A 25884-nucleotide genomic window follows, 5' to 3' on the forward strand; every position below is an offset into this window, starting at 1 on the left:
GGGCAGGAGGTGGCGCCGGTGGGCGGGCGTGCTGGTGGCGTTGCCGGCCGGGGCCGGGTTGATCGTGGCGGTGGCCGTCGTGGTGCTGCGGTTCACCGCGCCACCGGCGGAGACGGGCCGGCTGAGCGACTCGCCGGCAGGGGTGTCGGTGGCGCTGCCGCAGGGCTGGCGCGAGGAGCCGGTGCCGCCCGTGACCGGGTTCACCTCGGTCATCAGGGACGACGCCGGCGCACTCGTCATGGCCAGACCGATGCCGCCGGTGAAGGACGCGGGGAAAGCCGCCAAGGACGCGGCGGAGCTCTACTCCAGGCTCCTGCTCAAAGGGGACCGCGTGACCGTCGTCGAGGACAAGCAGCTTCCGGGTGGCCACACCCGGGCACTCCGGGCGGAATATCGGGACGTGGTCAACCGGCCTGCTTTCCTGCGCGTGATGCTGCTCACACGCGGCGCCAGAGCCGTCCTGCTCGTCGGGCTGCTCCAGCCCGCCGACACCGATCGCAGGCAGGAACTCGACACGGTCATGACGAGCCTCCGGCCGGGATGGGAACCCGCCGCCTCCTAACACGTGAGGATCACCTTGGCCAGAATCCTCGGCTCACGGCACGTCTTGTCGGTGTGCCCGATTACCCTAGGGTCACTGTGAGAAAGCGAAGCACACCAACCCCAGAGGTGATGCGGTGAGCACCTTCGCCGCGTCCCACCTTTCGCCTTCCTATCCCGACCGGGCCGCCTGGGGCACCGCCCCCAAGCTGCGCGCGTGGCAGCAGGAGGCGTTCGACCTCTACTTCAGGCGCGAGCCGCGCGACTTCCTCACCGTGGCGACCCCGGGCGCGGGCAAGACGACCTACGCCCTGCGCATCGCCAGCGAACTCCTCGCCAACGGAGTGATCAGAGCGGTCACCGTCGTGACGCCCACCGAGCACCTCAAGCGCCAGTGGGCCGACGCGGCCGGGCGGGTGGGCATCAACATCGACCCCGAGTTCAAGAACAGCCAGGGCGCCACGTCGCGCGACTACACCGGGGTCGCGGTGACCTACGCGCAGGTCGCCATGCACCCGGCGCTGCACCGGGCGCGCACCGAGGCGCGCAAGACCCTGGTGATCTTCGACGAGATCCACCACGCGGGAGACGCCAAGTCGTGGGGCGACGGCGTGCGCGAGGCGTTCGAGCCCGCCACACGGCGGCTCCAGCTCACCGGCACACCGTTCAGGTCCGACGACAACCCCATCCCGTTCGTCGGTTACGAGGAGGACGCTGAGGGCTTCAAGCGCAGCGTCGCCGACTATTCCTACGGCTACGGTCCCGCCCTCGACGACGGGGTCGTGCGCCCGGTCATCTTCCTGGCCTACTCCGGCGAGATGAAGTGGCGCACGCGGGCCGGCGACGAGATCGCCGCGACCCTGGGCACCCCGCTCACCAAGGACCAGCTCTCCCAGGCGTGGCGGGCCGCGCTCGATCCGAAGGGCGACTGGATCCGCCAGGTCATGCAGGCCGCCGACCGCCGTCTCACCGAGGTGCGCAGAGGCGTCCCCGACGCCGGCGGTCTGGTCATCGCCACCGATCACGAGACCGCCCGCGCCTACGCCCGCCACCTGCGCAACATCAGCGGCGAGGGCGCCACCGTGGTCCTCTCCGACGACCCCGGCGCGTCGAAGAAGATCAAACAGTTCGCCGCGTCCGAGGACCGCTGGCTGGTGGCCGTGCGTATGGTGTCCGAGGGTGTCGACATCCCCCGCCTGTGCGTGGGCGTCTACGCCACCTCGACCTCGACCCCGCTCTTCTTCGCCCAGGCCGTGGGCCGGTTCGTCCGCGCCCGCAAGCGCGGCGAGACCGCGTCCGTCTTCCTCCCGTCGGTCCCCACGCTCATGGGCCTGGCCAACGAGATGGAGACCGAGCGCGACCACGTCCTCAACAAGCGACCGCCGGAGGACGGCCTCGACGACACCCTCCTCGAACAGGCCAACCGCGAGAAGGACACCCCCGACGTCCTGGGTGACGAGCTGCCGTTCGAGACGATGCAGACGTCGGCCACGTTCGACCGGGTGCTGTTCGACGGGGGTGAGTTCGGCACGGGGGCCGAGCTCGGCTCGGCCGAGGAAGAAGACTTCATCGGCCTGCCCGGCCTGCTCGAGCCCGACCAGGTGGCCACGCTCCTGCGCAAGCGCCAGTCCGACCAACAGGCCGCCAAGCGCAAGCAGCCGGCCGACGAGCCGCGGCAGACCCTGGCGCCGCACGAGCAGATCGCGGAGCTGCGGCGCGAGCTCAACGGCCTGGTCGGCGCGTGGAACCACCGCACGGGCCAGCCGCACGGGGTCATCCACTCCGAGTTGCGCCGCGCCTGCGGCGGCCCGCCGATCGCCCAGGCGACCGCCGAGCAGATCCAGGAGCGCATCGCCATCATCCGCCGCTGGGCCACGCAGCGACGCTAGGTGCACCGGCCAGGGGGCCGGTGACATGCCCGGCTCGTCGGTTGATCGATGAGATGACCTCCCGTTGTGGTGGGGACGCCGTCTTCACCACAACGGGGAGGGCTTCGTTCGCCTGGCGGGCGGCTCGTCTGAGGGCGGCTCATCTGAGGGAGGTGAGGCGCCTGACCATGATGCGGCACCGCTCAGGCCGGAGCTCGTGCCGGCCGTCCGGGTGGTAGACGACCTCTGTCGTGGCGACCTGCCCGTACGGCCATTCGGCGTATCCGCGGCGCAGGTAGAGCCGCTGCGCGTCCTCGTTCTCCAGCCCGACGCCCAGGGCGACCCGTTCGTGGCCCAGGGCGGAGAGCCGGTCCTCGGCCGCCCACAACAGCTCGGTTCCGATGCCCTGCTTGCGCCGCCAGGGCACGACCTCCAGGTGGGTGAGCAGGGCCACGCCCGGTAGATGGGCGCGTAATTCGGGCTCCTCCGCGGGGGCCAGCCAGACGTACACGTCGCCGACCGCCTCCAGCCCGTCCCAGGCGACGAGCAGGAGCCCGTGGCCGGTGGCCTGCTTGCTCAGCCGGTCGGCGAAATAGGCCTTCTGGCCGAGGGACCGGATCAGGGCAGGGAGGTCGGTATGGATGGCTTTGCGAATTTCGGGGGCCCCCACGGACCACAGATTCCCGGATGCCGCTCCGCTGAATCAACAGGCGTTTACCGGGACGCCCACCAGCGCAACGGCTTGGCCCCCGATCTGACCACCCACTTCATGGCGTCCGCCACGCCTGATTCGAGCTGCGGGATCCCGGCCAGGTGGCCGGCCCAGCGATGGCGGTCCGCCTTCCAGGCCCGCAGGTAGGAGACGCAGAAGTCCGGGGTGATCAGCTTGAGCCGGCCTAGCGCGGCGAGCAGCGACTCCTCCATGGCCGTGCGGTCGGTGGAGCCGGGCCGCCGCCTGACGCGGCGCAGCACGTGCTCGATGAACGCCCTGCGCCTGGCCAGGAAACCGGTCCAGTGCACCGGCCGGGTCGCGGCCTCCCAGCTCGCCCCGTCGCCGTCGAGGAGCCAGTAGACGCCCTCCGCCAGCACGTCGCCGAGCTCCTGGTCACGGGCGCGGACGGGCCGGTCGAACGGGTTGTACGCGCGCTGGGTCACCATGCCCGTCACCGCGAGCCGACGCAGCGACGTCTCGCCCAGCAGGTAGAACCAGTCCTCGTTGTAGATGTTCGGGAAGAACGACGGCCTGCGGGTGGTCTCGACGGCGAGGGCGCCGCCGCCCACGAACGAGTCCTGATCGCCGCCGGTCAGCCGATGCGCGTGGCACACCACAGAGTTGTCCGGATAACCGCCGATGTGCATGCCCACGGCGTCATAGTCGTCGAGCAGGGCCGCCGCCGCCGCGACCTCCTTGTGCCCTCCGACCACGATGTCGTCGTCCAGGAAGACGACCCGCTGCCAGCCCATCAGGCGGGAAAGGAGCAGCCCGGTGTTGCGTTTGGCGCTGAGATCGGTCGCGCGGTGGAACGGCGTGCCCTTCACCAGGGCGGAGGTCGCGAAATCCGGAAGGTTGAGCCGGGCCGTGTCGTCGACGTCGATCACGATGTAGGCCACGCCGGTCGGCATCAGGAGCGCCGCCGCTTCGTCCGGCCGGCTCCACCTGCGGCTGTGCAGGGTCACCAGCGGGCAGTCCAGCGTGACGGCCAGGCGGATCGCGTGGCCGAGCCAGCTCGGATGCCGGATCGTCGGTACGACGATCGCGTCGACGGTCCCGGACTCCGCGTGCTCGCGGTACAGGTCGACCAGGTGCCTGTGGGAGCCGTGATGATGCTCCGTGCTGGCTTGTGCAATCTCATGCTTCATGGATGGGACCCGGCCATTCGTGTAGCCGGTACGAGGCGACCGTCCAGTCGGGTGTGACGGCGACGCGGCCCTGCACCCTGACCCTCGTGAGGATGCTGTACGCCTCGGCGTCGCGGAACCGGTCACGCAGATAGGCGGTGTTCCGGTCGCGGAAGCGTGCGTCGGTGAGCGCCCGCACCACGCCGTACACGCCTCGCGAGTGCATGCCGTTGCAGATGGTCAAGGTGTGGCTGGTGTTATCGGGATTGACGCCACGGTAGAAGAAGCCGACGTCCTCTGTGAGCCGTACGCTATCGCCTGAGCTGCTGGTGACGGTGTAGTGCCTGTGCGTGTCGCCGCCTTCGTCGACCTCGAAGTACGGCCCTCTCTCGCCCTCCCAGTCGGGCACCTGCCGCACCGGCAACTCGATCCGCGAGAGCATGTACGCGGTGACTTCGTTGTAGTCGACGCCGCCCAGGAGCACCACGTGGGTGGTGAGGTCGTCGGCGCGAAGGTCCTCCGTCGCGCGCAGCGTCACGAGGCTGTGCGGGTTGGAGGCTCTGACATGGCCCCACAGCTCGAACAGGGAGTCAAGGTCGGAGTATTTGTAGAGCTCGATGTAGTCGGGGCTCGATGGGTCCGCGTAGGTGATCTTCTCCCGCTCGTCGTGGGGGATCTGCGAGCAGATGATCGTGATCGGCTCACCGTCGGCGAAGTGCCACGGCCCCTCGTGAAGGGCGTCCGGCGCCGGGCCGGAGCTCTCGGCGCTCTGGAAGCGCAGCGCGTTCTTGCGCAGCCGGGTGAGCTCGTCGAGCAGCGCGCGGTGCTCCGCCAGCTCGTCGGCCGTCATGTCCGACAGCGGGAGCACGCGGGCGTGCCCGTTGGCCAGCGATCGCCTGGTGGCGAAGAACGCGGCGTACTTCTCGAGGCGGTGCACGGGCGGGATCTTGATCAGGTGGGTCGACTCCCACGACGAGATCAGCGGAACGCTGACCCCGAACGCGTCGCGCAACTGTGCCTGGGTGACCCGCAGGCCGGGCCATCGGCTGTCGCGGAGCTCGCGCAGCCGGCGCGCCAGCGCGGTCCGCGCGGATTCGTCGCCGCTCATGCCAAGCCTCATTCAAGTGAACTTCAGTGAATATAGGCCCCGGCGGCGAAGTCGGTGAAGAAGTCGCAGCTAGGGAACCGCAATCAGGCTGCGTGCGCGAACGGATCGCACAGGGAAGCACCAGTCTAGCCACAGGGCCGTAACTGCCGGGTGGGAATGTGCGGGTTCAGAGTGGGTAAATCTCTGCACATAGAGATTCAGTTAATGAACACTGAAGTTTACTGAATAGAGGTGGGGGTGGTATCGCGGCCCGAATCCCATGAGCCGTACCAGGCCAGAGCGGCATCCCACGCGGAAAACGAGCGCAGGCACCCCTGAGGCGACAGCGAAGGGTGTCACGCGATCCCAGATTTCTTGTCAGAGCGCGTCTCCGCACCAGGGAAACCTTCATGACGACACTAGCCCTCCACCTCTCGGTGGCCACGCCCATGTCATCCGACACCCGGACCATGTCCCTCCTCATGCTGGCGACCATGATCACGCTGACGCTGGCCGCGATCCGCGGGTTGATCAAGCGTACGCGCCTGGTCGTGGTGATCAGCGGTACGAGCGCCCTGCTCGTGGTCCTCGCCGTCCTCGCCCTCGCCTACCTGATCACCTTCGGGGCGAGCTGAGGCCGTCACCGCGCGCGGCGCATCGCCCCCCCTGCGTCGCGCGCGTGCCGACCACGCCGCCGGGCCCGGTCACGCTGAGTGATTCTGTGTGTTTGGACACAGAGCAGTGACCTTCTGTTAGAAGCTCGACTCAAGCGGCAACAACCACGATTGGCTGTCTTGGGATATGCAGAAGGACTTCGCCCATGTCGTCTGAGGCCACCGGGAGGTCGACGCTGATCGTCACTTCGGGCCTCTCTCGCAACGCCGTCATCATCAGACTCGAAGGCGAGCTCGACGTCAACGGGCTGCCGGTGCTGAGAGAGCACCTGCAGCGCGTGTGGGAGCTGCCTCCGAAGCCGTTCCTGGTCATGGACCTGAGCGCGGTCTGGTTCTGCGACTCGATGGGCATGAACGAGCTTGTCGAGGTCCTGCAGCGCTGCGAGTCCAGGGACACCAGGCTGCTGCTCGGAGGGGTGCAGGGGGTGATGGAGCGGGTGTTGTCGATCACCGGGCTCCGGCACGCCTTCGAGGTCTTCGGCCACACCGACGACGCCCTGCGGCTGGCTCAGGGCTGAAAACCTGCCGTGCGGTGAAGGTCTCTAACTCCGCGTATGAGGTTGCCTCCGGCAGGCGTTGACTTCCACATGACCGCGCGGCGTTGCCATGTGAGTACTCCTCGTGATCGCCGGTGCCGCAGGGGTGCCGGGTTACCGTGGAAAGGTGCCTGAAGTGAGCCTGTACCTGCCCGAGGACGTCCTGAGCCGGGTCGCCGAGGCGGCCCGCGCGCACGAGATGACCGAAGGGGACTACATCCGCGAAGCGGTCACACGCGCTCTCGCAGAGGAGGTCGTCGGCGAACGCCCTCGTCCCAAACTCCCGCTGTTCCCGCTGAGCGGGGAGAACCTCACGGCGGAACGCGTCGACGAGATTCTGGCGGAGGGGTTCGGAAAGGACGGGCTCGACTGATGCTGGTCCTCGACACGAGCGGCCTGCTCGCCGCGATCGGTCCCGAGCAACCGCACCACGAGGAGGCGCGCCAGGTGCTGCTCTCGGATCCGGGGCCGCTGCTGCTGTCGCCATACGTGCTCGCCGAAGTGGACTACATGCTCCTCAAGCTCGCCGGAGAGCGCAGGGAGCTCCAGTTCCTGCACGACGTCAGTGACGGGAGCTACGAGATGGTGTCCATGACGGCCGCGGACGTCAGGCGGACGGTGCACATCGTCGAGCGCTATCGAGGCATGTCCATCGGGCTGACGGACGCCTCGGTCGCACTCGTGGCCGGACGGCATGCCACGACCAGGGTGCTGACGCTCGATCAGCGGCACTTCCGGGTGATGAAGCCGCTCTGGGGTGATGCCTTCACGGTGCTCCCCGCCGACGCCAACTGATCGGCCCGCATCAGCCCAGATCAGCCGAGCACGGGCGTTCCGCGCAGGGCGGCGCCGGCGGCCTTCAGCTCCGCCAGCGCCGCCTCCGTGGTCGCCGGTGCCACGCCCGCTGTGAGGTCGAGCAGCACCCGCACCTCCAGCCCGTGCTTGAGCGCGTCGAGCGCGGTGGCGCGCACGCAGTGGTCGGTGGCGATGCCCGCCACGTCGACCTGGCGCACCCCACGCTCCTTGAGCCATTCCACCAGCGGCACCCCGCCGCGCGAGGTGCCCTCGAAGCCGCTGTACGCCGCGTCGTAGGCGCCCTTGCTGAACACCTCGTCCACCCCCGACAGGTCGAAGGCCGGGTGGAAGTCGGCGCCCGGCGTGCCGGCGACGCAGTGGGCGGGCCAGGTGGAGGCGTAGTCGGGGGTGTCGGAGAAATGCTCGCCGGGCGAGATGTGGTGGTCGCGGGTGGCCACCACGTGGTCGTAGCGATGGTCGGCCACGTGACGGGTGATCGCCCCCGCCACCTGCGAGCCGCCCGCGACGGCCAGGCTGCCGCCCTCGCAGAAGTCGTTCTGCACGTCGACGATGATCAGCGCGCTGCCCATACGGGCCACGATACGTCAGGCGAATTCGGTGGGGATCGCCGCATAGCCCCTGCCGAGGTGGAGGGCGTCCAGGGGGAGTGTGGTGACGGCCTCGGCGTGACGTTCGCGGGCGGCGGACAGGGGTTCGCTGCCGACGACCTCGCCGTCGCGCACCAGTTCGTGCAGCAGGGGGATGCCGCCTTCTGGGGCGAGCCCGCCGGTCGTGATCAGCTCGGTGTCGCAGTGGCCCGTCTCGTCGAGGAGCCGGTACGCCTCCTTGCGGCCCCCGCGCGACGGCTTGCCCACCGAGCGTTTGGCCACGGCCTCCAGCTTGCCCGTGGCCGTCTCCCGCGCCACCAGCTTGTACACCAGCGCCGCCGTGGGCACGCCCGACCCGGTCACGAGGGAGGTGCCGACGCCGTAGCCGTCCACAGGGGCGGCGGCCAGGGCGGCGATGGCGTATTCGTCGAGGTCGGAGGTGACGAGGATGCGGGTATTGAACGCCCCGAGGGCGTCCAGTTGCTCGCGCACCTCCTGCGCGGCCGCCGCCAGGTCGCCGGAGTCGATGCGGACCGCCCCGAGCTTGGGTCCGGCCAGCTCGACGGCCGTGCGCACCGCCTCGGCCACGTCGTACGTGTCCACCAGCAGCGTCGTCTCCGGCCCGAGTGAGGCGATCTGGGCCTCGAACGCGTCACGCTCCGAGTCGTGCAGCAGGGTGAACGCGTGCGCCGCCGTGCCGGCCGTGGGGACCCCGTACACGCGTCCGGCCATGAGGTTGGAGGTCGAGGCGAACCCGGCGATGTACGCGGCCCGCGCGGAGGCCACCGCGGCGCTTTCGTGCGTGCGGCGCGAGCCCATCTCGATGAGGGGGCGCTTGCCCGCGGCGTTGACCATGCGGGAGGCGGCGGAGGCGATGGCGCAGTCGTGGTTGAGGATGGACAGCGCGATCGTCTCCAGGAGCACGGCCTCGGCGAAGGTGCCCTCCACGATCATGATGGGGGAGGCGGGGAAGTAGAGTTCGCCCTCGCGATAGCCGTAGATGTTCCCCGAAAACCGGTAATCGGCGAGAAACGCCAGAGTGGACTCATCGACGACTCGGCGCTCGCGCAGGTAGGTGAGTTCTTCGTCACCGAAGCGGAAGCGTTCAAGCTCGTCCAGGACACGTCCCGTCCCAGCGACAACCCCGTAACGCCGTCCACCTGGCAGGTGTCTGGCGAACACCTCGAAGACGGCGCGCCTGTGCGCCGCGCCGCTCCGCAGGGCCGCCTGCAGCATCGTCAGCTCATAGTGATCTGTGAGCAACGCAGTGCTCATGGTCATTGTCACGAGTCGAAGACTACGGCCCAGATAGGGCAGACTCGGGGATGTGGGTAGCACCGCTCCAATCGCCGTTGAGCGTCCGTCATCGGACGTCCGACCCGATCTGCCTTGGGTGACCATCGTCTGGAACGACCCGGTCAACCTCATGTCCTACGTGACCTATGTCTTCCAAACGGTCTTCGGCTATACCAGGGAGAAGGCCGAGAAACTCATGCTGGACGTCCACCACAAGGGCAAGGCCGTCGTGTCCAGCGGCACGCGTGAAGAGATGGAACGCGATGTGCAGATTCTCCACTCCTACGGCCTGTGGGCGACGGTCCAGCCGGATTCGGTCAAGTGAGGCGGCACGGGTGAGTTCGGGGTTCAAGCCGGGCAAGGACGGCGGCGTCATCGCGGTCTTCGAGGCCGCGGAGGTCTCGCTGCTGCGCTCGCTCGTGTCGATGATGCTCGGCATCGTCTCTCCGGGGCAGACGAGCGACGATCCGCTGGAGCGGGCGCTCGGGATCGGTGACACGGCGGTGCCGTCCGATCCGGTGCTGGCCAGGTTGTTCCCGTCGGCGTACGACGACGAGAAGGACTCCGCCGAGTTCCGCCGCTACACCGAGGCGACGCTGCGCGACGGCAAGCGGGCGGACGCGCAGACCGTCTTCGATACCGCCGCGCCGGGCCACGCCGAGCTCACGGCCGAGCAGGCCCAGGCGTGGCTGCGCTCGCTCAACGACGTGCGCCTGACGCTCGGCATCAAGCTCGACGTGACCGAGGAGGTTCACGACGAGATCGCGATGATGTCGGAAGACGATCCCCGCTACCCGGCCTACGTCACCTACGACTGGCTGACCTACCTGCAGGACAGTCTGGTCCGGGCCCTCTGGTAACTTCCGGGGCATGCTGTCGATCTCGCAGGAACTCGCGGACAAGATCGTCGCGCATGCCCGCGCCGATCATCCCGACGAGGCGTGTGGCGTCATCGCTGGCCGCAACGGCGTGCCCGAGCGGTTCATCCCGATGGAGAACGCCGAGCGTTCGCCGACTTTCTACCGCTTCGACTCGATGGAGCAGTTCAAGGTCTGGAAGGAGATGGACGAGCGCGACGAGGAACCCGTCGTGATCTACCACTCCCACACCGCCACCGAGGCCTACCCGTCGCGCACCGACGTGTCCTACGCCTCCGAGCCGAACGCCCACTACGTCCTGGTCTCCACCAAGGACGACACCGAGGTGGAGTTCCGCTCCTACCGCATCCTCGAAGGTGACATCACCGAGGAAGAGGTAAGGTTCATCCCATGATGGTCCGGCAGGTGCAGAGCTTCCTCTTCGCGCACACCCCGGCTGTCGTCGTCTACGACTGTCCGTGAGCGATCCGCTGCGCGGGCTGCCGTCACGGCCCTGACGGGCACGGTGGCCCGGCGAGCAGATCTCCTGGTGGAACTTCCCCGGAATCCGCATCCTGCCGTCGGCGTTGCTGCCGATGGGACGACGACTGACCTGAGGAGACTGACCGCGATGGCCATCGAGGTTCGCATTCCGACCATCCTGCGCAACTACACTGACGGCGCCAAGGCCGTCAACGCCGAGGGCGCCACGCTCGACGAGCTGATCAGCAATCTCGAGTCGCGCCACCCCGGCATCAAGGACCGCCTGGTCGACCAGGGCAGCCTGCGCCGCTTCGTCAACGTCTACCTCAACGACGAGGACGTGCGTTTCCTGGGCGGCCTGGGCACGCCGCTGTCCGACGGCGACACGGTGACCGTGCTTCCCGCCGTCGCCGGTGGGTGACATGCGTTTCGACTCATTGATCGACTCGGTCGGCCGCACGCCACTGGTGGGGCTGCCGAGGTTGTCGCCCGCCTCCGACGTGCGGGTCTGGGCCAAGCTCGAAGACCGTAACCCGACCGGGTCGATCAAGGATCGTCCGGCGCTCTGGATGATCCAGGAGGCCGAGAAGGACGGACGGCTCACGCCCGGCTGCACGATTCTCGAGCCCACCAGCGGCAACACCGGCATCTCGCTGGCCATGTCGGCCAAGCTCAAGGGCTACAACCTGATCTGCGTGATGCCGGAGAACACCTCGGAGGAGCGCCGCCAGCTGTTGCGCATGTGGGGCGCCGAGATCATCTCCTCGCCCGCCGCGGGCGGCTCCAACGAGGCCGTGCGCGTGGCCAAGGAGCTGGCCGCGAAGAACCCGTCGTGGGTGATGCTCTACCAGTACGGCAACCCCGCCAACTGGCGCTCCCACTACGAGTCCACGGGCCCGGAGATCCTGGAGGACCTGCCCACCGTCACGCACTTCGTGGCCGGGCTCGGCACGACGGGCACGCTGATGGGGGTCGGGCGGTTCCTGCGCGAGCGGGTGCCCGGCGTGCAGATCGTCGCCGCCGAGCCGCGTTACGGCGAGCTGGTCTACGGGCTGCGCAACGTGGACGAGGGCTTCATCCCCGAGCTCTACGACGAGTCCGTGCTGACCACGCGCTTCTCGGTCGGCTCGGCCGACGCGCTGCGGCGCACCCGCGAGCTGCTGGCCTCCGAGGGCATCTTCGCCGGGGTCTCGACCGGGGCGGCGCTGCACGCGGCGCTGGGCGTGGCCAGGAAGGCGGTCAAGTCCGGCGAGCGCGCCGACATCGTCTTCGTGGTGGCCGACGGCGGCTGGAAATACCTGTCCACGGGCGCGTACGAAGGCACGCTCGAGGAGGCGGAGGACCGCCTCGAAGGCCAGCTCTGGGCCTGACCACAAGAGCTGCGACGGCACAGCCCGGGAGACCGCGGGCAGTGGTTGCGGGCAGCACGAGGGCGGCCGGTCCGCTGACCGGCCGCCCTCGTCCCGTGTCCGGCTTCTTCGTCCCTGCGGCTAGTTGAACAGCACCCTCAGGGAGAACGTCGCCGAGCTGTCGGTGATCGACGTGCTCATGCCGACGGCCCTGAGCACCTGCGCGTTGGCCTTGTCGTCGCCCTGCAGGGAGTTCAGGTACAAATTCTCGATCTTGTCGAGGTCGACGAAGAGCGCCGCGTTGGCCTCGTCCGGGTTGGCGATCGCCGTCTGGAACGTCTCCGAGTCGCCCAGCGTGCCCGTCTCAGCCAGCTTCTTGGCATAGTCGTCCGTCGTCGCCACGGTGAAGACGCCGTCGCCGGCGACCTTGGCGAGCTGCGGGGCGCCCTGCCCGCCGGAGGCCATCGCCTGCTGGATCTTGTCGAGGATCGCCTGGGCCTTGGCCGGGTCGGTGGCGATGCGTACGCCGCCCTTGAACTGGTTGGTGTCCAGGCCCTCGCTGTCGACCGCGAACGTGAAGTTCTTGCCGAAGAGCGTCGCGAGGTCGCCCGGAAGCTCCAGCCCGAAGCGGGTCTTGACCTGGGCGAGCATCTGCTGGACCTCGGCGGCGCCGGTGGCCGTGGCCTGCTTTTCGATGTTGGCCCAGTTCTTGGTGACGACCTGGTCGAGGCCGGAGACCGACAGCGCGCCGGCCGTGGTCGCGGGCAGGCTGCCCAGGTTGGCCGGGGGCAGCTCGCCCTCGGGCACCATGCCCTTGGCGCCACTGACGATGCCGGCGAGCTCGACGTAGGCGCTGTCGAAGCGCAGCGCGCCGGCGAACCTGGTGTCCTTGATCTGATCGAGGGTCGCGGCCTGCTCGGCGGTCAGCTCCTTCTTGGCCGCCTGCGCGATGCCGCCGACGTGGGTCCAGAACGACAGCACGCCCTGCTCGCCGACGGTGGCCATGTCGTCGTTGAAGGCGGTGTTGTCGCCCAGGCTGCCTTCGGCCTGCGCGTACTTGTCGGCGAGTTCCTGCGTGGGCGTGAGGAGCGCGTAGTCCTCGCGGAAGGCGATGCCGTACTTGTCGCCCTCCATCAGCTTGGCGATGCCGGCCTTCGCCTGCTCCTCGTCCGTGATCTGGACGGCCACCGCGAAGTCGGGCTCCTCCTTGCCGGAGGGGACGGCGGCGAAGCCGATCCTGCTGCCCAGCCACGGGTCGACGTCCTTGGCGAAGTCGACCTTGGAGTCGTCGTCCTTGGTGATCGTGTCGAACAGCGCCTTGCGCGGGTCCTCGCCGGAGAAGGTGTCCTTGGTGACGGTGAACTTCCTGGCGAGCTGGAACAGCGCCATCTTCTGGTTGGCCGCCGGGTCGAGGTCGAGCCTGGCGTAGGCGATGCTGTCGGCGGGCAGCACCTCGTGCGGCTGGGTGCCGCCACCGCCGATGGCGCCCACGGCCCACACGGCGCCGCCGCCGAGCAGCACCACCGCGAGCGCGGCGGCGACGGCGATGATCCAACCCTTGGGGCCCTTCTTGGCCGGCTCCGCGGGGCCGAAGCCTTCGGGGCCCTGCTGCTGCCAGCCGCCCTGCGCGTGCTGGTTCTGCTGCTGCCAGCCCTGCTCCTGCTGCCACCCTTGCTGGGGCTGCTGCTGTTGCCAGCCGCCCTGCTGCCACTGCTGCTGCTGCTGCGGCTGCTGCCCGTAGGAGGGCTGCTGTCCGTACGCCTGCTGCTGCCACTCCTGCTGGGGCGGCTGCTGGCCATAGCCCCCCTGGGCCTGCTGGCCGTAGGGCTGCTGCGGCGGGTACGGCTCGCCCGATGACATCGGCGTCGTCGGGGGGTTCGCCGGCTGCTGCCCCTGGTTCCAGTTGTATGCCGTGGTCCGGTCAGGGTCCTGGCCAGACGGGGGATTATTCACAGACATCACTCAACTCACAATGTGGACTTATGGCCACAGTGAAGGTAGCTGATGTTGGTAGACCGTCGCTTGCAATGCGCTGAAGTACGAGTTCACAGCCGGGTGCGCCCTTTCTGCGGCGGTACGCCCCACCGCCACGCCGCTAGAGTGGGGAAGCACCAGAACTAAGTTCCATACGAGGTGGGTGCGGATGACGAAGTTCGACGAGGCGACGCAGGCGATCAGGGTCGACGACAACACCTACGACGTGTGCCTCGACCCCGGATACGGGATCGGCGGCCCGCTCAACGGCGGCTACCTGCTGGCCGTGATCATGCGTGCGGCCGTGGAGGCCTCGCCGTTCGACCATCCCGTGACCACGAGCGCGCAGTTCCTGAAGGCGCCGGTCCCCGGCCCCGCCCAGGTCAAGATCGAGCCGCTCAAAGCGGGCAGGACGGCCGCGTTCGCCAGGGCCACGCTCGTACAGGACGGCGTGGCGCAGATCGCGAGCTCGATCACGACGGCCACCCTGCACAGGGGCGAGCCCCTCTACGCCGGCGAACCGGCCTGCGCGATGCCGAGCGTCGACGACTGCGTCGCGCTCCCCGACCCCAAACCCGAATCGGGCATGATGCTGAACGCCCAGATGGAGGTGCTCTTCGACCCGCCCACGATTGGCTGGCTGAAGGGCGAGCCCAGCGGCAGGCCCGAGTCGCGGGCCTACTTCAGGATGGCCGAGCCGCAGGACCCCGACCCGTACGTGCTGGCCCTGGCCGTGGACGCGCTGCCGCCCGTGGTGTTCTCCGCGGGTGCGCGCGGCTGGGCGCCGACCGTGGACCTTACCCTGCACCTGCGCGCCCTGCCCGCGCCCGGATGGCTCACCGTGCTCTGCGGCGGCCGGCTCGTCTCCGACGGTTGGTTCGACGAGGAGGCGGAGGTGCGCGACTCGACGGGCCGGCTCGTGGCCCAATCGCGCCAACTGGCCCGCGTCGGCAGAGGATGAGCGTGTGGTCGTGACCAAGGCACCGCCACATCAGGCCCATGTTTCCCATCTGAGCGAGCGCGGCGGGCGACTGTGAGCATTCTTACGCAGTGTTGATCGGGCAGGTCGCCTACCCTCGAAGGCGTGCCGGACGCGAGTATTGGGATCTTCGACAGCGGGGTCGGCGGCCTGACGGTCGCCCGCGCGATCATCGACCAGCTGCCCTGCGAGTCGATCACCTACGTGGCCGACACGGCCCGCCAGCCGTACGGGCCGAAGAGCATCGCGGAGGTCCGCGCCTACGCCCTGGAGGTCATGGACCACCTCGTCGAGCACGACGTCAAGATGCTCGTGATCGCGTGCAACAGCGCCAGCGCCGCCGTGCTGCGCGACGCCCGCGAGCGCTATGACGTACCGGTCGTCGAGGTGATCCAGCCGGCCACCAGGAGGGCGGTGCGCGCCACCCGCACCGGCAGGGTCGGCGTGATCGCCACGAGGGCCACCATCGACTCGATGGCCTATCACGACGCCTTCACCGCTGCGCCCGACGTGCAGCTCACCGGCGTGGCCGCCCCACGCCTGGTGGAGTACGTCGAGCGAGGGGAGACGATGAGCGACGAGCTCATCGAGGTCGTGCGCGGCTACCTGGAGCCCATCAGGGCCGCCGGGTGCGACACTCTCATTCTCGGTTGCACCCACTACCCGCTGCTCACCGGCGCGATCTCCTACGTCGCCGGCGACGGGGTGACGCTGGTCTCCAGCGCCGAGGAGACGGCCAAGGACGTCTACCGGATCCTGCACGACCGCGGCCTGGCGGCGGGAGGCGAGGCCATTCCCCGGCACCGCTTCCGCGCCACCGGCGACTCCCTGCTCTTCGCCCGGCTCGGGCAGCGCTTCCTGGGGCCGGAGATCGACGCGGTCGAAGTCGCACCGCTGGGGAATACCACCTCGAACGGCCGCTCGGCAGCACCCGTTCCTGCGCCCGTTTCCGGACCCGTGCGTGGACTTCGGAGCGGGGGGAGCGCAGCCGCCGGCGTGCCGGGGGAAGACGCCGGTGTCGAGGGGCCGAGCCGCGACGCGGAGCGTCGTATGGGAAAGGAGCCCATTTGACTTCCTCCCCACGGCTGAAGCCGGGGGATTCCACCCTTCGCAGGCTGGGGTTCCTGCTTCACCGGCGACCGCATCCGGTTGCCCGGATGTCTGACGTCACCTCCACAGGCGGACACGGCACGACCTGCCGCCGGGATGTTCTTGGCGGCGTTGACGTCCCGGTCGTGCCGGGTGCCGCAGGACGGGCACGTCCAGTGCCGCGTCGGCAGGGAAAGCTCGGCGAGCAGGCGCCCGCACGCGCTACAGGTCTTGGAGCTGGGATGCCGGCGGTCGATCGCGATCCGGTGGCGGCCCTGGGTGGCGGCCTTGTGCAGGGAATCCGCCCGGGACGCGCGGACCTCGCGGTGGGCGTGGGCGACCTTCGCCCACGCCTCGGACCGGTTGCTCGACCCGCGTTGTTTGCGGGCCGTCCTGCGCTGGTGGCGGGCCAGGTTACGCTCCCGCCTGGCCAGGCTGCGCGGGTTGGCGATCTTCTCGCCGTCGGAGGTGACCGCGAAGTCCTTCACCCCGAGATCGACCCCGGCGGCGGACCCCGTCGGCGGTGCCTGCCCGGGGTCGGCCACGTCGACGGCGAGCGGGACGTACCAGCGCCCGTCAGGGTCACGGGAGAGGGTCACCGTGGACGGATCGACCTCCGGCCACGACCACACCAGATCGAGCGGCGTGTCCGTCTTCGCCAGCCACAACCGCCAGTCACGCCGGCGGACCCCGCTGCGGGTGTGTTCGGCGCTCTGGCGGCCGTGCCGGGACGTGAACCGCGGATGGGGGGCACACCCGGCGAAGAAGCGCGCGAACGCCCGCTGCTGGTGCTGGATGCGTGGCACCTGCTGCAACGGCACCGACGACTCCTCGTTCAGCCATGCGAACTCCCCCGCGCGTTCGAGGCGGGTATGGCGCCGCTCCGCGGCGAACTCGCTTTCCTCCCCAGGGCCGAAGCCCGGGGTCTCCAGCGAAGGAGGAACCGATGAAGGTGACCATCGTCGGCTGTTCGGGAAGCTATCCCGGCCCCGACAGCCCCGCGTCCTGCTACCTGATCGAGGCGGACGGGTTCAGGATGCTGCTCGACTTCGGCAGCGGCTCGCTCGGCGCGCTCCAGCGCCACATCGGCCTGTACGACGTGGACGCCATCTGCCTGACCCATCTGCACGCCGACCACTGTCTCGACGTCTGCGGCTACCACGTGGTCCGCACGTACGGGCCGGCCGCGCCGTACCCGATCGTGCCGATCTACGCGCCCGCGGACGCGCCGCGCCGGCTGGCGGCCGCGTACGGCATGCCGGACGAGCCCGGCCTCGAGACCGCCTTCGACTTCGTGCCGCTGGAGCCGGGCTCGTTCGAGATCGGCCCGTTCAGCCTCACCGCCGGCCTGGTCAACCACCCGGTCGAGGCGTACGGCTTCCGGGTGACCGGCGACGGCAGGTCCGTGGCCTACTCCGGCGACACCGGCGAGTCGAACGAGCTGGTGAAGCTGGCCGCGGGCGCCGACCTGCTGCTGTGCGAGGCGTCGTTCGTCGAGCGCCCAGGACTGCCGCCCGGCCTGCACCTGACCGGTCGCCAGGCGGCCGAGCACGCCGCCAAGGCCGATGTCGGCCGGCTCGTGCTCACCCACCTCGTCCCGTGGAACGACCAGGCGACCGTGCTGAGGGAGGCCTCGGAAGGCGGCTTCGGCGGCCCGCTCGAGCTGGCCCGCAGCGGTGCCGTCTACGACCTGGCCTGAACCTCGCCGAAGTCGCGCATGCGCGGCAGGGGCGAGAACAGCAACGGCAGGAACGCCAGCAGCCTGCCCCCCATGAACACCCACAGGGCCTGCCGCACGCCGATCTGCTGGGCCACGAGGCCGCCGAGCAGCGCACCCAGCGGCATCATGCCCCAGGTCATGAACCGCACCGACGCGTTGACCCGGCCGAGGACGTTCTCGGGGGTCACGGTCTGCCGGTAGGTGACCTGGCCGACGTTCAGCAGGACCGAGCTCCACGACAGGCCGATCGAGGTGATCGCGAAGAACACCGCCCGCCAGTCGGGCTGCGTCATCGGCAACAGCAGGCCGAGGGGCGAGCCGATGGTGACGGCCAGCCAGGTCATCCGCGCGGTGCCGTATCTCCTGGACAGCCAGCCGCCGCTGAGGCCGCCCAGCAGGCCGCCGATGCCGCCCGACATGAGCAGCACGCCGATGAGGCCGGGCGCGAGCATGACCTCGTCGGCCAGGAACAACACCGACTGGCCGAGGACCGCGCTCACGAAGAGGTTCATGGCCGCCGACGTGATCACGAACGTGCGCATCAGCCGGTCGTCCCAGACGTACGCGAGCCCTTCGCGGATGCCGCGTATCAGCGGCGTGGGCTCGGTGGCCGCGGGCGGCTTGTCCGGCGCCTTCATCCTGCTCAGGAGGAGCACCGAGGCGAGCGCGCCGAGCGCGGTGGCGGCCAGCGTGCGCGACGCCCCCAGCAGTTGCACGAGCGCGCCGCCGATGGCCGGGCCCGACAACGATCCGCTGGAGCGCACGACCTCCAGCTTGGAGTTGGCGTCGCTGAGTTGCGTGGTGCTGATCAAATCAGGCAGGTACGTCCGGTCGGCCACGTCGTTGAAGACCTGAGCCGCGCCGACCAGCAGCGCCACCAGGAACATCATCCCGATCGTCAGGATCCCCAGCTCGGCCGCGATGGGGATGCTGCCCAGCAGCAGGAACCTGGCCAGATCGGAGGCCATGAGCACGCGGCGCCTGCGCATCCGGTCGACCCACACCCCCGCGGGCAGGCCGATCAGCAGGAACGCCGTTGTCTGCAACGCCGACAGCAGGCCGACCTCCGTGGGGCCGGCGTTTAATGCCAGCACGGCCACCAGCGGCAGCGCCACCCGCGAGATATTCGCGCCGAGTTCGTTGGCGACGTGAGAACCGAGGAACCGTAGGAAGTCAGGGTTTCGCAACACCCCCGTTGTCATTGCGTAAGGATCCATGTGTCGGACACATTTGGTCAAGAGCGTTGTGTCGCGGAGATAGGGTGATCTGCATGTCGCGACAGGATGGCCGCAACCCTGACCAGCTACGTCCCATAACCATCACGAGGCAATGGCTCACCCATGCCGAAGGATCCGTGCTCGTCGAATTCGGCGGCACCAGGGTGTTGTGCGCGGCCTCCGTCCAGGACAGTGTGCCCCGGTGGCGCCGCGGCAGCGGGCAGGGGTGGGTTACGGCCGAATATGCCATGTTGCCCCGTGCGACCAATACTCGTAACGATCGTGAATCGGTTCGGGGAAAAATTGGTGGCAGGACCCACGAGATATCGCGGTTGATCGGCCGATCCCTACGCGCTTGCGTCGATTACAAAGCGTTGGGGGAAAACTCCATTCTGCTCGACTGTGACGTGCTGCAGGCCGACGGCGGCACCCGCACTGCCGCCATCACCGGCGCCTACGTCGCGCTGGCCGACGCGGTGGCGTGGATGCGCGGGCGCAAGATGTGCCCCGGCGACCCGCTGATCGGCTCCGTCGCGGCCGTCTCCGTCGGCGTGGTCGGCTCGGTGCCGATGCTCGACCTCTGCTATACCGAAGACGTCGCCGCAGAGACCGACATGAACGTCGTGATGACCGGCGAGGGCAGCTTCGTCGAGGTGCAGGGCACGGCCGAGGGCGCGCCGTTCGACCGTGCGGCGCTCGACCAGCTGCTCGACCTGGCCGTGGCCGGGTGCGAGGAGCTCACACTCATCCAGCAGGAGGCTCTGGAGTCATGAAGATCGTGCTGGCCACCCGCAACGCGGGCAAGATCGCGGAGCTGCGCCGCATCCTGGCCGGTTTCGAGATCGTCGGCCTGGAGGCGTTCCCCGAGATCGGCGAGGTCGCCGAGACCGGCGTCACGTTCGAGGAGAACGCCCTGCTCAAGGCGCATGCCGTCGCCCAGGGCTCCGGGCTGCCCGCGGTCGCCGACGACTCGGGGCTCTGCGTCGACGTGCTCAACGGCATGCCGGGCGTCTTCTCCGCCCGCTGGTCGGGCCGGCACGGCGACGACCAGGCCAACCTCGACCTGCTGCTGGCCCAGCTGTCCGACGTGCCCGCCGACCGGCTGACCGCCCACTTCGCCTGCGCCGCCGCGCTGGCGCTGCCGTCGGGGGAGTCGCGGGTGGTCGAGGGCGTCCTGCCGGGGCGGCTCGTCACCACGCCGCGTGGCGGCAACGGGTTCGGCTACGACCCGATCATGGTGCCCGACGGCGACGACCGCACGACCGCTGAGATGTCACCCGACGAGAAAGACGCGATCAGCCACAGGGGGCGGGCCTTCCGCGCGCTGACCCCGATCGTCCGCGAGCTGCTCGGCTCGTAACCACCGTGTAAGAACCGCCGGGCACGGGGCGGCGTACCGTCGAGACGTGCAGAGGAATTCGGTGGTGCCCGCCTGGGCCAGGGCTTTGCTGGGGCTGGTCGCCGGGGGCGTGGCTCTCGGGATCGCGCAGCTCGTGGCCGCGTTCGTCGGGCCCGAGACGTTTCCCGTGCTCGCCGTGGGCGATGCGACGGTCGATCTGACGCCGGCGCCGGTCAAGGAATTCGCGATCAGGACGTTCGGCGAGAGCGACAAGGCCGTTCTCGTCGGCGGCGTGCTGGTGGTGGTGCTCTTCGGCGTCGCGCCGCTCATCGGGATGCTGGCCCTGCGCCGGCTTTCCTACGGCTTCGCGGGGCTGGCCGTGTTCGGTGTGGTGGGCCTGCTGGCGGTGCTGACCCGGCCGGAGGCGGGCGTGCTGGACGCGCTCCCGACCCTGGCCGGCGTGGGCGCGGGGGCCTGGGCTCTGGCGTGGCTCGTGCGGCGGGCGACCGGCGACGGCGAGCCCGTCCACACGATCGGCGCCCCGTCGTCCCTGCAGCCCGCCAGGGCCGGCGCGCCGGACGGCCCAGCGAGCGGCGGCGGAGACGGCGTGGAGCGGCCTGCCGTCATGTGGGTCGCGGGGGAGCCGCCGGCGTTCGACCGCCGCCGGTTGCTGACCGGCGCGGCCGGCGGCGTGGCGGCCGCCGGGGCCACCTACCTGCTCGGGCGGACGCTCGGAGGGCGGCAGACGGTCGACATCGCGCGGGCCGGGGTGGCGCTGCCCAAGCCCGCGACCCCGGCCAGGCCGATTCCGGCCGGCGCGGACCTGCGCATCGGCGGGTTGTCGCCGTTCATCACGCCCAACAAGGACTTCTACCGCGTCGACACCGCGCTCATCGTCCCCCAGGTCGATCCGGACGACTGGACGCTGCGCATCCACGGCATGGTCGACCGGCCCGTCGAGATCACCTACGCGGACCTGCTGAAGATGCCGCTCACCGAGGCGGACGTCACTCTCACCTGCGTCTCCAACGAGGTCGGCGGCCCGCTGGCCGGCAACGCCCGATGGCTGGGCGTACGCATGGCCGAGGTGCTGCGCCAGGCCGGGCTCCAGTCCGGCGCCGACATGCTCCTGTCCACCTCCGAGGACGGCTTCACCTGCGGCACCCCGCTGGACGTGGTGATGGACGGGCGCGACGCGCTGTTCGCGGTCGCGATGAACGGCGAGGTGCTCCCCGTCGACCACGGTTTCCCCGTGCGCCAGGTGGTGCCGGGTCTGTACGGATACGTCTCTGCCACCAAGTGGGTTGTGGACATCAAGGTGACCCGGTTCGACAGGGACCAGGCGTACTGGACGCCCCGCGGATGGTCGGCCAAGGGCCCGATCAAGACGCAGTCGCGCATCGACGTGCCCAAGCCCGCGGACACGCTGAAGCCAGGACGGAACACGGTCGCCGGGGTGGCGTGGGCGCAGCACACGGGGGTGGACGCCGTGGAGGTGCGGTTCGACGGCGGGGAGTGGAGGCAGGCGAAGCTGGCCGAGGTGCCCGGGCCCGACACCTGGCGGCAGTGGTCGATCGACTGGGACGCCAGACCGGGCGAGCACCGCATCGAGGTGCGTGCGACGGACGCGTCCGGCTACACCCAGACCGGCGAACTCGCGCCGGTGGCGCCGGACGGCGCGACGGGCTGGCACACGATCACGGTGAACGTCGTCTGATCCTTGTCGGGGTTTGCTCTGTTTGCCCAGGTAGAGAGGGGAACTCTGGCGGCCAATCTGCCTGACTGCACCTCCCTGCCGTGGTGACGCCTCTACGATCGGTCGTCGAGCATGACAGGAGGCAGGCCGTGTTCCGCGAGCGCAAGCCGAGTGTCCGGTGGGTCCTTCCAGAGGGGCGTTACGACCCTGTGGTGGCCGAAGGGGTGCGGTGGCTCGACTACGAGCGGGCCGCCGAGGCGCCCTCTGACGGCGGCTCCGCCCCTGCGAACCCGGCCGCCTCGGAGCGCGAACCCCCCGGCACCACCTTTGCGGATCCCGGGAAGCCGGTGGAGCCCGCGGGGCGCGAGGAACGCGGGCCACGCGGAGAACCCGCGGATCGCGGTGACTCCGGCGATCGCCGGGAGCATGGGCAGCCTGGGGATCGTGCGGGGCCGACCGGGCAGGCGGAGGCCGCCGAGCCGGCGCAGCGCCCGGAGCCGGTGGAGCTCGACTGGTTCGATCGGCCGCGGCGGCCGCCCAGGCTCGCCGACTGCCGGCCGTACGGCGTGCCGGGCGGGCTGGCCAGGCCGGACCCGCAGGTCGAGCGGGACCTGGCCGAGTCGCTGCGGCCCGGTGCCCGCTTCCCCGACCCGCGCGGCACCTGGGTGCGGCTGATCAACGGCGGCGGGCCAGCCGACGACCCGTTCCGGGCCTCCAACGCCGCCGACTGCGCGCTGGCCGTGTTGTCCACCTGGCACGGCGAGCCCGCGACGGCCGCGCCACGGCTGCCCGAGTACGACAGGATCGGCCGGCCGGTGCTGACCGGCGAGCGGGGAAGCACGGCCAGGATCGAGCGGTGGGCGGGCCACCGCCTGCAGTACGCGGGGCAGGGGCGGCACGCCTACCCGCTGATCGCGCGGCGGCTGCTCGACGCCGGGCACGGGGCGAGCGCCGTCATCGTGGTGCGCTGGCCCGGCGGCGGCTCCCACGCCTGGAACGCGGTCAACGCCGACGGCGAGGTGATCTGGATCGACGCGCAGCGGGGGCACATGTCCGTCGAGCCGCCGTACACGACGGTGACCGGGGTGTTCTGCCTGATGCTCGACCGGCAGGGGCGGCCGCGGTGAACCTGGATCAGGCCAGGTCGCTGGCGGAGGAGTACTTCAACGGGGTGCTCCCGCCCGATGAGGCGGTGCCGGTGGGGGTGTACGGGTTCGACGCGGGATATGTCGCCTGGGTGCGGGATCTCGACCCCGACGACCCGGCCAGGCTGCCGGACGTCGTGGGAGGCGGGTGCATCGTGATCGACCGGGCCACGGGCGAGGTGGTGGCCCGGCCGCTCCTCGACCCGGAGACGGTGGCCGAGTTGTGGCCCGGCCGCACATGCCGCTGAACCCCGGGTGGAGGCCGCCGTACGTACGTCCCGCCCGGGGGCTCGCGGGGACGGGTCAGCCGGCGGCGAGGGAACCGGTGATCGACGCCCGCGCGGCGCGGCGGGCCGGCAGGACGGCGGCGAGGACCCCGGCCACGCCGGAGAGCACCACGAACAGCACGACCTGCGCGACCGGCACCGAGAAGACGGCGCCGTCCAGCATGGCCATGGTCGCGGCCCACCCGAAGACGCCTCCGAGCACGACGCCCACCAGCGCCCCGATCAGCCCGAGCATCAGCGCCTCGACCGACAACATCCCGCGCAGTTGCCGCCGGGTCAGGCCCAGCGCCCGCAGCAGCGCCGACTCCCTGGTGCGCTCGTGCACCGACAGCGAGAGCGTGTTGGCGATGCCCAGCAGCGAGATCAGGATCGCCAGCCCCAGCAGGCCAGTGATGATCATGAGCAGCATGTCCAGCGTCTCGTCGAACTGGCCGCGTACCTCCGTCGAGCTCGACACCTGCACGGTCGGGTAGGGCGCCGCGGCAGCGTCGACGACCTCGCGCGCCCGTTCGGGCGGCACGCCGTCCCCGATGCGGATCATCACCCGAGAGTCGGGCGTCGCGCCGAAGTACGTGTCGAAGGCCGTCTCCGCCACGGTGGCCGGCGGCAGCGCCCCCTGGTTCCCGTCGAGCAGCGCGACCACCTCCAGCGGCACCGTCCCGGCCTCCGTGGTCCTGAGCCGTACCGAGTCGCCGACCTGCACGCCCAGGTCCTCGGCCACGCTGTCCCGCAGCGCCACCCGGCCCGCGCCGAAGTCCGCCATGGAGCCCGCGGTGACGTAGGGCTCGACGGGCCCGTGGAACGTGCCGGTGATCACGTGCCGGCCGCCGATCGTGGCCTCGATCTGGCGGATCTGCACCACCGAGGCCAGCTCCGGCGTGCCCCGCAGGCTCTCGGCGACGGACCTCGGGATGGCGGAGTCGCGGCTCTGGTCCATCAGCGAGTAGTCGATGGGGAACTGCTCGTCGAGCTTGGCCGTCATCGTCAGCCTGGTGGACGCGGTGACCACCGAGATCAGCGTCATGAGCGTCACCCCGATCGTCAGCGCGACCGTGGTGGTCGCGGCCCGCTTCGGGTTGCGTCCGGAGTTGCCGACGGCCAGGCGGCCCGGCACCCCGAACAGCCTGCCGGGGATCCAGCCGACCAGTGCGCTCAGCGGCCTGACCAGCATCGGGCCGAGGATCAGCACGGCCAGGAACGTCAGCGAGCCTCCGGCCATCACGACGAGCAGCGAGACATCCCGGCCGGCTTCGAGCACGAACACGCCGGCGGTGGTGGCGCCGAACCCGGCCACCAGGAAGAAGGCGGCGAAGAGCCCGCGCCGCAGGCCCGCACGGAACGTCTGCTCCTCGGCCTGGCTGCGCAGCGCCGCGACCGGCGGGACGCGGGTGGCGGACCTGGCGGGCAGCAGGGCCGCGCACACCGTGACCACCAGTCCGACGGCCAGCCCCGCCGCCACGGTGACCGGTGAGAGCGTGACGGCGGCGTCGGTGGGCAGCGGGACGTCGAGCGCGCCGAGCACCGTCAGCGTGAGCGCGGCCAGGCCGTACCCGAGCAGCAGGCCCAGCGCGGAGGCGAGCACGCCGACCACGGCCGACTCCAGCAGGATCGAGCCGAACACCTGCCCCCGCGTGGCGCCGATGCACCGCAGCAGCGCCATCTCCCTGGTGCGCTGGGCGACGAGGATGTTGAACGTGTTGTAGATGACCAGGGCGGCCACCATCATGGCCACGACGCCGAACAGCAGCAGGCCCAGCGTGAACATGCGTGTCTCCACCCCGGCCGCCCTGGCCAGGTCGGCGGCCAGCTCGTCGCCGGTCTTGACGGTGTACGAGCCGCCGACGGCCGCCGCGACGGCCTGCTTCAGCCCGGGGGCCGAGCCCGCGACGTCGATCTCACGGTAGCCCTTGGCGTCCGTCATGCGCTGCGCGGTGGCCGTGGTGAAGCCGACCGCGCCGGTGAAGGAGAGCTCCTGGTCCACGCCGGTGTCGAGGAGACCGACGAGCCTGAACCGGTGCTCGGCCTTGCCGGCGTCGAGCACGGTGATGGTGTCGCCGAGCCGGAAACCCTGGGCCCTGGCGGTGTTCTCGTCGAGCACGGCGGCCCGGTCGTCGGTGCCGGGTCCGGTGCCGGCGACGATGTCGGCGCGGTCGAGCGGGCCGGAGACGATCGAGATGGCCGTGGTGGGCAGGTTCCCGACGGTCTTGCCGTCCTTGCCGATCAGCGGCGCGGCGCCGCGGACCAGGCCCTGCGCGTCCGTCACGCCGTCCAGGGCGCGGATCCGCTCCAGCATGCGCTCGGGCAGCACGGAGCCGGCGCTCCTGGGCAGGACGGCGACGTCCACCTTGCCCGCGTCGGCGGTGACCCGCTGGGCGAAACCTGCCTCGACGGTGTCGTTCAGCACGAACGTGCCCGCGATGAACCCCACGCCCAGCATGATCGCCAGCGAGGTGAGCAGCAGCCGGAGCGTGTGGGCGCGCAGCCCGGCCAGAGCCGTCTTCAGCAC

Annotated in this window: 27 protein-coding genes and 1 pseudogene; 19 read left to right on the plus strand and 9 right to left on the minus strand. The window is 70.2% G+C overall.

Annotated features, from left to right (window positions below; translation table 11 throughout):
- Positions 1 to 562 (plus strand): hypothetical protein (locus E1294_RS52860; protein WP_165977418.1); only part of this gene is annotated, 562 nt, incomplete at its 5' end.
- Positions 563 to 677: 115 nt separating this feature from the next.
- Positions 678 to 2429 carry a DEAD/DEAH box helicase gene (locus tag E1294_RS22255; RefSeq protein ID WP_132511080.1) on the plus strand — a complete coding sequence of 584 codons (1752 nt, stop codon included), beginning with the start codon at positions 678 to 680 and terminating at the stop codon, positions 2427 to 2429.
- Positions 2430 to 2568: 139 nt separating this feature from the next.
- Here E1294_RS22255 and E1294_RS22260 read toward each other — a convergent pair whose 3' ends face one another.
- Genes E1294_RS22260 through E1294_RS22270 form a run of 3 tightly spaced genes read right to left on the minus strand, consistent with a single transcriptional unit; the run spans position 2569 to position 5355 of the window.
- A complete protein-coding gene (locus E1294_RS22260; RefSeq protein WP_165977419.1) occupies positions 2569 to 3078 on the minus strand; it encodes a GNAT family N-acetyltransferase in 510 nt (169 codons plus the stop codon).
- 44 nt (positions 3079 to 3122) lie between these two features.
- A complete protein-coding gene (locus E1294_RS22265) occupies positions 3123 to 4268 on the minus strand; it encodes a hypothetical protein (RefSeq protein WP_132511084.1) in 1146 nt (381 codons plus the stop codon).
- Entirely contained in the window at positions 4258 to 5355 is a 1098-nt protein-coding gene (locus E1294_RS22270; RefSeq protein WP_132511086.1) for a helix-turn-helix domain-containing protein, read from the minus strand. Before E1294_RS22270 ends, E1294_RS22265 begins: the two co-directional genes overlap by 11 nt.
- Positions 5356 to 5744: 389 nt before the next feature.
- On the opposite strand from E1294_RS22270, the gene E1294_RS22275 reads away from it, so the two are divergent.
- The 4 genes from E1294_RS22275 to E1294_RS22290 all read left to right on the plus strand — a co-directional run bounded on the left by E1294_RS22275 (position 5745) and on the right by E1294_RS22290 (position 7339).
- Complete coding sequence (locus tag E1294_RS22275) at positions 5745 to 5969, plus strand: hypothetical protein (protein ID WP_132511088.1); 225 nt, start codon at positions 5745 to 5747, stop codon at positions 5967 to 5969.
- A gap of 185 nt (positions 5970 to 6154) precedes the next feature.
- On the plus strand, positions 6155 to 6526 hold the full coding sequence (locus tag E1294_RS22280; protein WP_132511090.1) for an STAS domain-containing protein: 372 nt from the start codon (positions 6155 to 6157) through the stop codon (positions 6524 to 6526).
- Between the two features lie 145 nt (positions 6527 to 6671).
- Positions 6672 to 6917, plus strand: coding sequence for a ribbon-helix-helix domain-containing protein (locus tag E1294_RS22285; protein ID WP_132511092.1), 246 nt, complete (start codon positions 6672 to 6674; stop codon positions 6915 to 6917).
- Positions 6917 to 7339, plus strand: a complete 423-nt coding sequence (locus E1294_RS22290; protein ID WP_132511094.1) for a type II toxin-antitoxin system VapC family toxin — start codon at positions 6917 to 6919, stop codon at positions 7337 to 7339. Before E1294_RS22285 ends, E1294_RS22290 begins: the two co-directional genes overlap by 1 nt.
- A 20-nt stretch (positions 7340 to 7359) precedes the next feature.
- On the opposite strand, the gene E1294_RS22295 is transcribed toward E1294_RS22290, so the two are convergent.
- Complete coding sequence (locus E1294_RS22295; protein WP_132511096.1) at positions 7360 to 7929, minus strand: isochorismatase family protein; 570 nt, start codon at positions 7927 to 7929, stop codon at positions 7360 to 7362.
- Between the two features lie 15 nt (positions 7930 to 7944).
- On the minus strand, positions 7945 to 9228 hold the full coding sequence (locus E1294_RS22300; RefSeq protein WP_181958537.1) for a nicotinate phosphoribosyltransferase: 1284 nt from the start codon (positions 9226 to 9228) through the stop codon (positions 7945 to 7947).
- Positions 9229 to 9274: 46 nt separating this feature from the next.
- Between E1294_RS22300 and clpS the strand changes: the two genes are divergently transcribed.
- From clpS to E1294_RS22325, 5 genes are all read left to right on the plus strand, one after another.
- Entirely contained in the window at positions 9275 to 9568 is a 294-nt protein-coding gene (gene clpS / locus E1294_RS22305) for an ATP-dependent Clp protease adapter ClpS (protein ID WP_132330654.1), read from the plus strand.
- 10 nt (positions 9569 to 9578) lie between these two features.
- On the plus strand, positions 9579 to 10103 hold the full coding sequence (locus E1294_RS22310) for a DUF2017 domain-containing protein (protein ID WP_132511100.1): 525 nt from the start codon (positions 9579 to 9581) through the stop codon (positions 10101 to 10103).
- 10 nt (positions 10104 to 10113) lie between these two features.
- A complete protein-coding gene (locus E1294_RS22315; protein WP_132511102.1) occupies positions 10114 to 10515 on the plus strand; it encodes a M67 family metallopeptidase in 402 nt (133 codons plus the stop codon).
- Positions 10516 to 10731: 216 nt separating this feature from the next.
- Complete coding sequence (locus E1294_RS22320) at positions 10732 to 11004, plus strand: MoaD/ThiS family protein (RefSeq protein ID WP_132511104.1); 273 nt, start codon at positions 10732 to 10734, stop codon at positions 11002 to 11004.
- A 1-nt stretch (position 11005) separates the two neighbouring features.
- On the plus strand, positions 11006 to 11953 hold the full coding sequence (locus E1294_RS22325; protein WP_132511106.1) for a PLP-dependent cysteine synthase family protein: 948 nt from the start codon (positions 11006 to 11008) through the stop codon (positions 11951 to 11953).
- 120 nt (positions 11954 to 12073) lie between these two features.
- Here the strand turns inward: E1294_RS22325 and E1294_RS22330 are convergent, their stop codons facing one another.
- Positions 12074 to 13792: a DUF3352 domain-containing protein gene (locus E1294_RS22330; RefSeq protein WP_246083193.1), complete on the minus strand. Its 1719-nt coding sequence runs from the start codon at positions 13790 to 13792 to the stop codon at positions 12074 to 12076.
- A 283-nt stretch (positions 13793 to 14075) separates the two neighbouring features.
- Between E1294_RS22330 and E1294_RS22335 the strand changes: the two genes are divergently transcribed.
- Positions 14076 to 14867 carry a thioesterase family protein gene (locus tag E1294_RS22335; protein WP_132511108.1) on the plus strand — a complete coding sequence of 264 codons (792 nt, stop codon included), beginning with the start codon at positions 14076 to 14078 and terminating at the stop codon, positions 14865 to 14867.
- A 123-nt stretch (positions 14868 to 14990) separates the two neighbouring features.
- On the plus strand, positions 14991 to 15956 hold the full coding sequence (gene murI, locus E1294_RS22340; protein ID WP_132511110.1) for a glutamate racemase: 966 nt from the start codon (positions 14991 to 14993) through the stop codon (positions 15954 to 15956).
- Positions 15957 to 16102: 146 nt separating this feature from the next.
- On the opposite strand, the pseudogene E1294_RS55960 reads toward murI, so the two are convergent.
- Positions 16103 to 16906: pseudogene (locus E1294_RS55960) on the minus strand (RNA-guided endonuclease InsQ/TnpB family protein); the annotation flags it as partial.
- Positions 16907 to 16920: 14 nt separating this feature from the next.
- Here E1294_RS55960 and E1294_RS22350 point away from each other — a divergent pair.
- The gene (locus E1294_RS22350) at positions 16921 to 17673 is read left to right on the plus strand and encodes an MBL fold metallo-hydrolase (protein WP_132511112.1); all 753 of its coding nucleotides are present in this window, start codon (positions 16921 to 16923) and stop codon (positions 17671 to 17673) included.
- On the opposite strand, the gene E1294_RS22355 is transcribed toward E1294_RS22350, so the two are convergent.
- Complete coding sequence (locus E1294_RS22355; RefSeq protein ID WP_165977420.1) at positions 17658 to 18896, minus strand: MFS transporter; 1239 nt, start codon at positions 18894 to 18896, stop codon at positions 17658 to 17660. The two genes, E1294_RS22350 and E1294_RS22355, sit on opposite strands and share 16 nt — an antisense overlap.
- A 68-nt stretch (positions 18897 to 18964) precedes the next feature.
- Here E1294_RS22355 and rph point away from each other — a divergent pair, with 68 nt between their 5' ends.
- The 5 genes from rph (at position 18965) to E1294_RS22380 (ending at position 23339) form a co-directional block, all read left to right on the plus strand.
- Positions 18965 to 19684 (plus strand): ribonuclease PH, encoded by a 720-nt coding sequence (gene rph, locus E1294_RS22360; protein WP_132511116.1) that lies wholly within the window; start codon positions 18965 to 18967, stop codon positions 19682 to 19684.
- Positions 19681 to 20271, plus strand: coding sequence for an RdgB/HAM1 family non-canonical purine NTP pyrophosphatase (rdgB, locus tag E1294_RS22365; RefSeq protein ID WP_132511118.1), 591 nt, complete (start codon positions 19681 to 19683; stop codon positions 20269 to 20271). Before rph ends, rdgB begins: the two co-directional genes overlap by 4 nt.
- Positions 20272 to 20317: 46 nt before the next feature.
- Positions 20318 to 21967 carry a molybdopterin-dependent oxidoreductase gene (locus E1294_RS22370; protein ID WP_246083194.1) on the plus strand — a complete coding sequence of 550 codons (1650 nt, stop codon included), beginning with the start codon at positions 20318 to 20320 and terminating at the stop codon, positions 21965 to 21967.
- 83 nt (positions 21968 to 22050) lie between these two features.
- Positions 22051 to 23073: a toxin glutamine deamidase domain-containing protein gene (locus tag E1294_RS22375; protein WP_246083195.1), complete on the plus strand. Its 1023-nt coding sequence runs from the start codon at positions 22051 to 22053 to the stop codon at positions 23071 to 23073.
- The gene (locus E1294_RS22380) at positions 23070 to 23339 is read left to right on the plus strand and encodes a hypothetical protein (protein WP_132511120.1); all 270 of its coding nucleotides are present in this window, start codon (positions 23070 to 23072) and stop codon (positions 23337 to 23339) included. Before E1294_RS22375 ends, E1294_RS22380 begins: the two co-directional genes overlap by 4 nt.
- A 55-nt stretch (positions 23340 to 23394) precedes the next feature.
- Here the strand turns inward: E1294_RS22380 and E1294_RS22385 are convergent, their stop codons facing one another.
- Entirely contained in the window at positions 23395 to 25884 is a 2490-nt protein-coding gene (locus E1294_RS22385; protein WP_132511122.1) for an ABC transporter permease, read from the minus strand.

This window comes from Nonomuraea diastatica (assembly GCF_004349015.1).
GTDB classification, from domain to species: domain Bacteria; phylum Actinomycetota; class Actinomycetes; order Streptosporangiales; family Streptosporangiaceae; genus Nonomuraea; species Nonomuraea diastatica.

Excerpts from the sequence above, each read along its gene's own strand:
- E1294_RS22275 (WP_132511088.1), top strand. The coding sequence starts at position 5,745 with ATGACGACACTAGCCCTCCACCTCTCGGTGGCCACGCCCATGTCATCC.
- E1294_RS22350 (WP_132511112.1), top strand. The coding sequence starts at position 16,921 with ATGAAGGTGACCATCGTCGGCTGTTCGGGAAGCTATCCCGGCCCCGAC.
- E1294_RS22270 (WP_132511086.1), bottom strand. The coding sequence starts at position 5,355 with ATGAGCGGCGACGAATCCGCGCGGACCGCGCTGGCGCGCCGGCTGCGC.
- E1294_RS22355 (WP_165977420.1), bottom strand. The coding sequence starts at position 18,896 with ATGACAACGGGGGTGTTGCGAAACCCTGACTTCCTACGGTTCCTCGGT.
- rdgB (WP_132511118.1), top strand. The coding sequence starts at position 19,681 with ATGAAGATCGTGCTGGCCACCCGCAACGCGGGCAAGATCGCGGAGCTG.
- E1294_RS22330 (WP_246083193.1), bottom strand. The coding sequence starts at position 13,792 with ATGTCATCGGGCGAGCCGTACCCGCCGCAGCAGCCCTACGGCCAGCAG.
- E1294_RS22320 (WP_132511104.1), top strand. The coding sequence starts at position 10,732 with ATGGCCATCGAGGTTCGCATTCCGACCATCCTGCGCAACTACACTGAC.
- E1294_RS22280 (WP_132511090.1), top strand. The coding sequence starts at position 6,155 with ATGTCGTCTGAGGCCACCGGGAGGTCGACGCTGATCGTCACTTCGGGC.
- E1294_RS22265 (WP_132511084.1), bottom strand. The coding sequence starts at position 4,268 with ATGAAGCATGAGATTGCACAAGCCAGCACGGAGCATCATCACGGCTCC.
- E1294_RS22290 (WP_132511094.1), top strand. The coding sequence starts at position 6,917 with ATGCTGGTCCTCGACACGAGCGGCCTGCTCGCCGCGATCGGTCCCGAG.
- E1294_RS22300 (WP_181958537.1), bottom strand. The coding sequence starts at position 9,228 with ATGACCATGAGCACTGCGTTGCTCACAGATCACTATGAGCTGACGATG.
- E1294_RS22335 (WP_132511108.1), top strand. The coding sequence starts at position 14,076 with ATGACGAAGTTCGACGAGGCGACGCAGGCGATCAGGGTCGACGACAAC.
- E1294_RS22315 (WP_132511102.1), top strand. The coding sequence starts at position 10,114 with ATGCTGTCGATCTCGCAGGAACTCGCGGACAAGATCGTCGCGCATGCC.
- E1294_RS22325 (WP_132511106.1), top strand. The coding sequence starts at position 11,006 with ATGCGTTTCGACTCATTGATCGACTCGGTCGGCCGCACGCCACTGGTG.
- rph (WP_132511116.1), top strand. The coding sequence starts at position 18,965 with ATGTCGCGACAGGATGGCCGCAACCCTGACCAGCTACGTCCCATAACC.
- E1294_RS22295 (WP_132511096.1), bottom strand. The coding sequence starts at position 7,929 with ATGGGCAGCGCGCTGATCATCGTCGACGTGCAGAACGACTTCTGCGAG.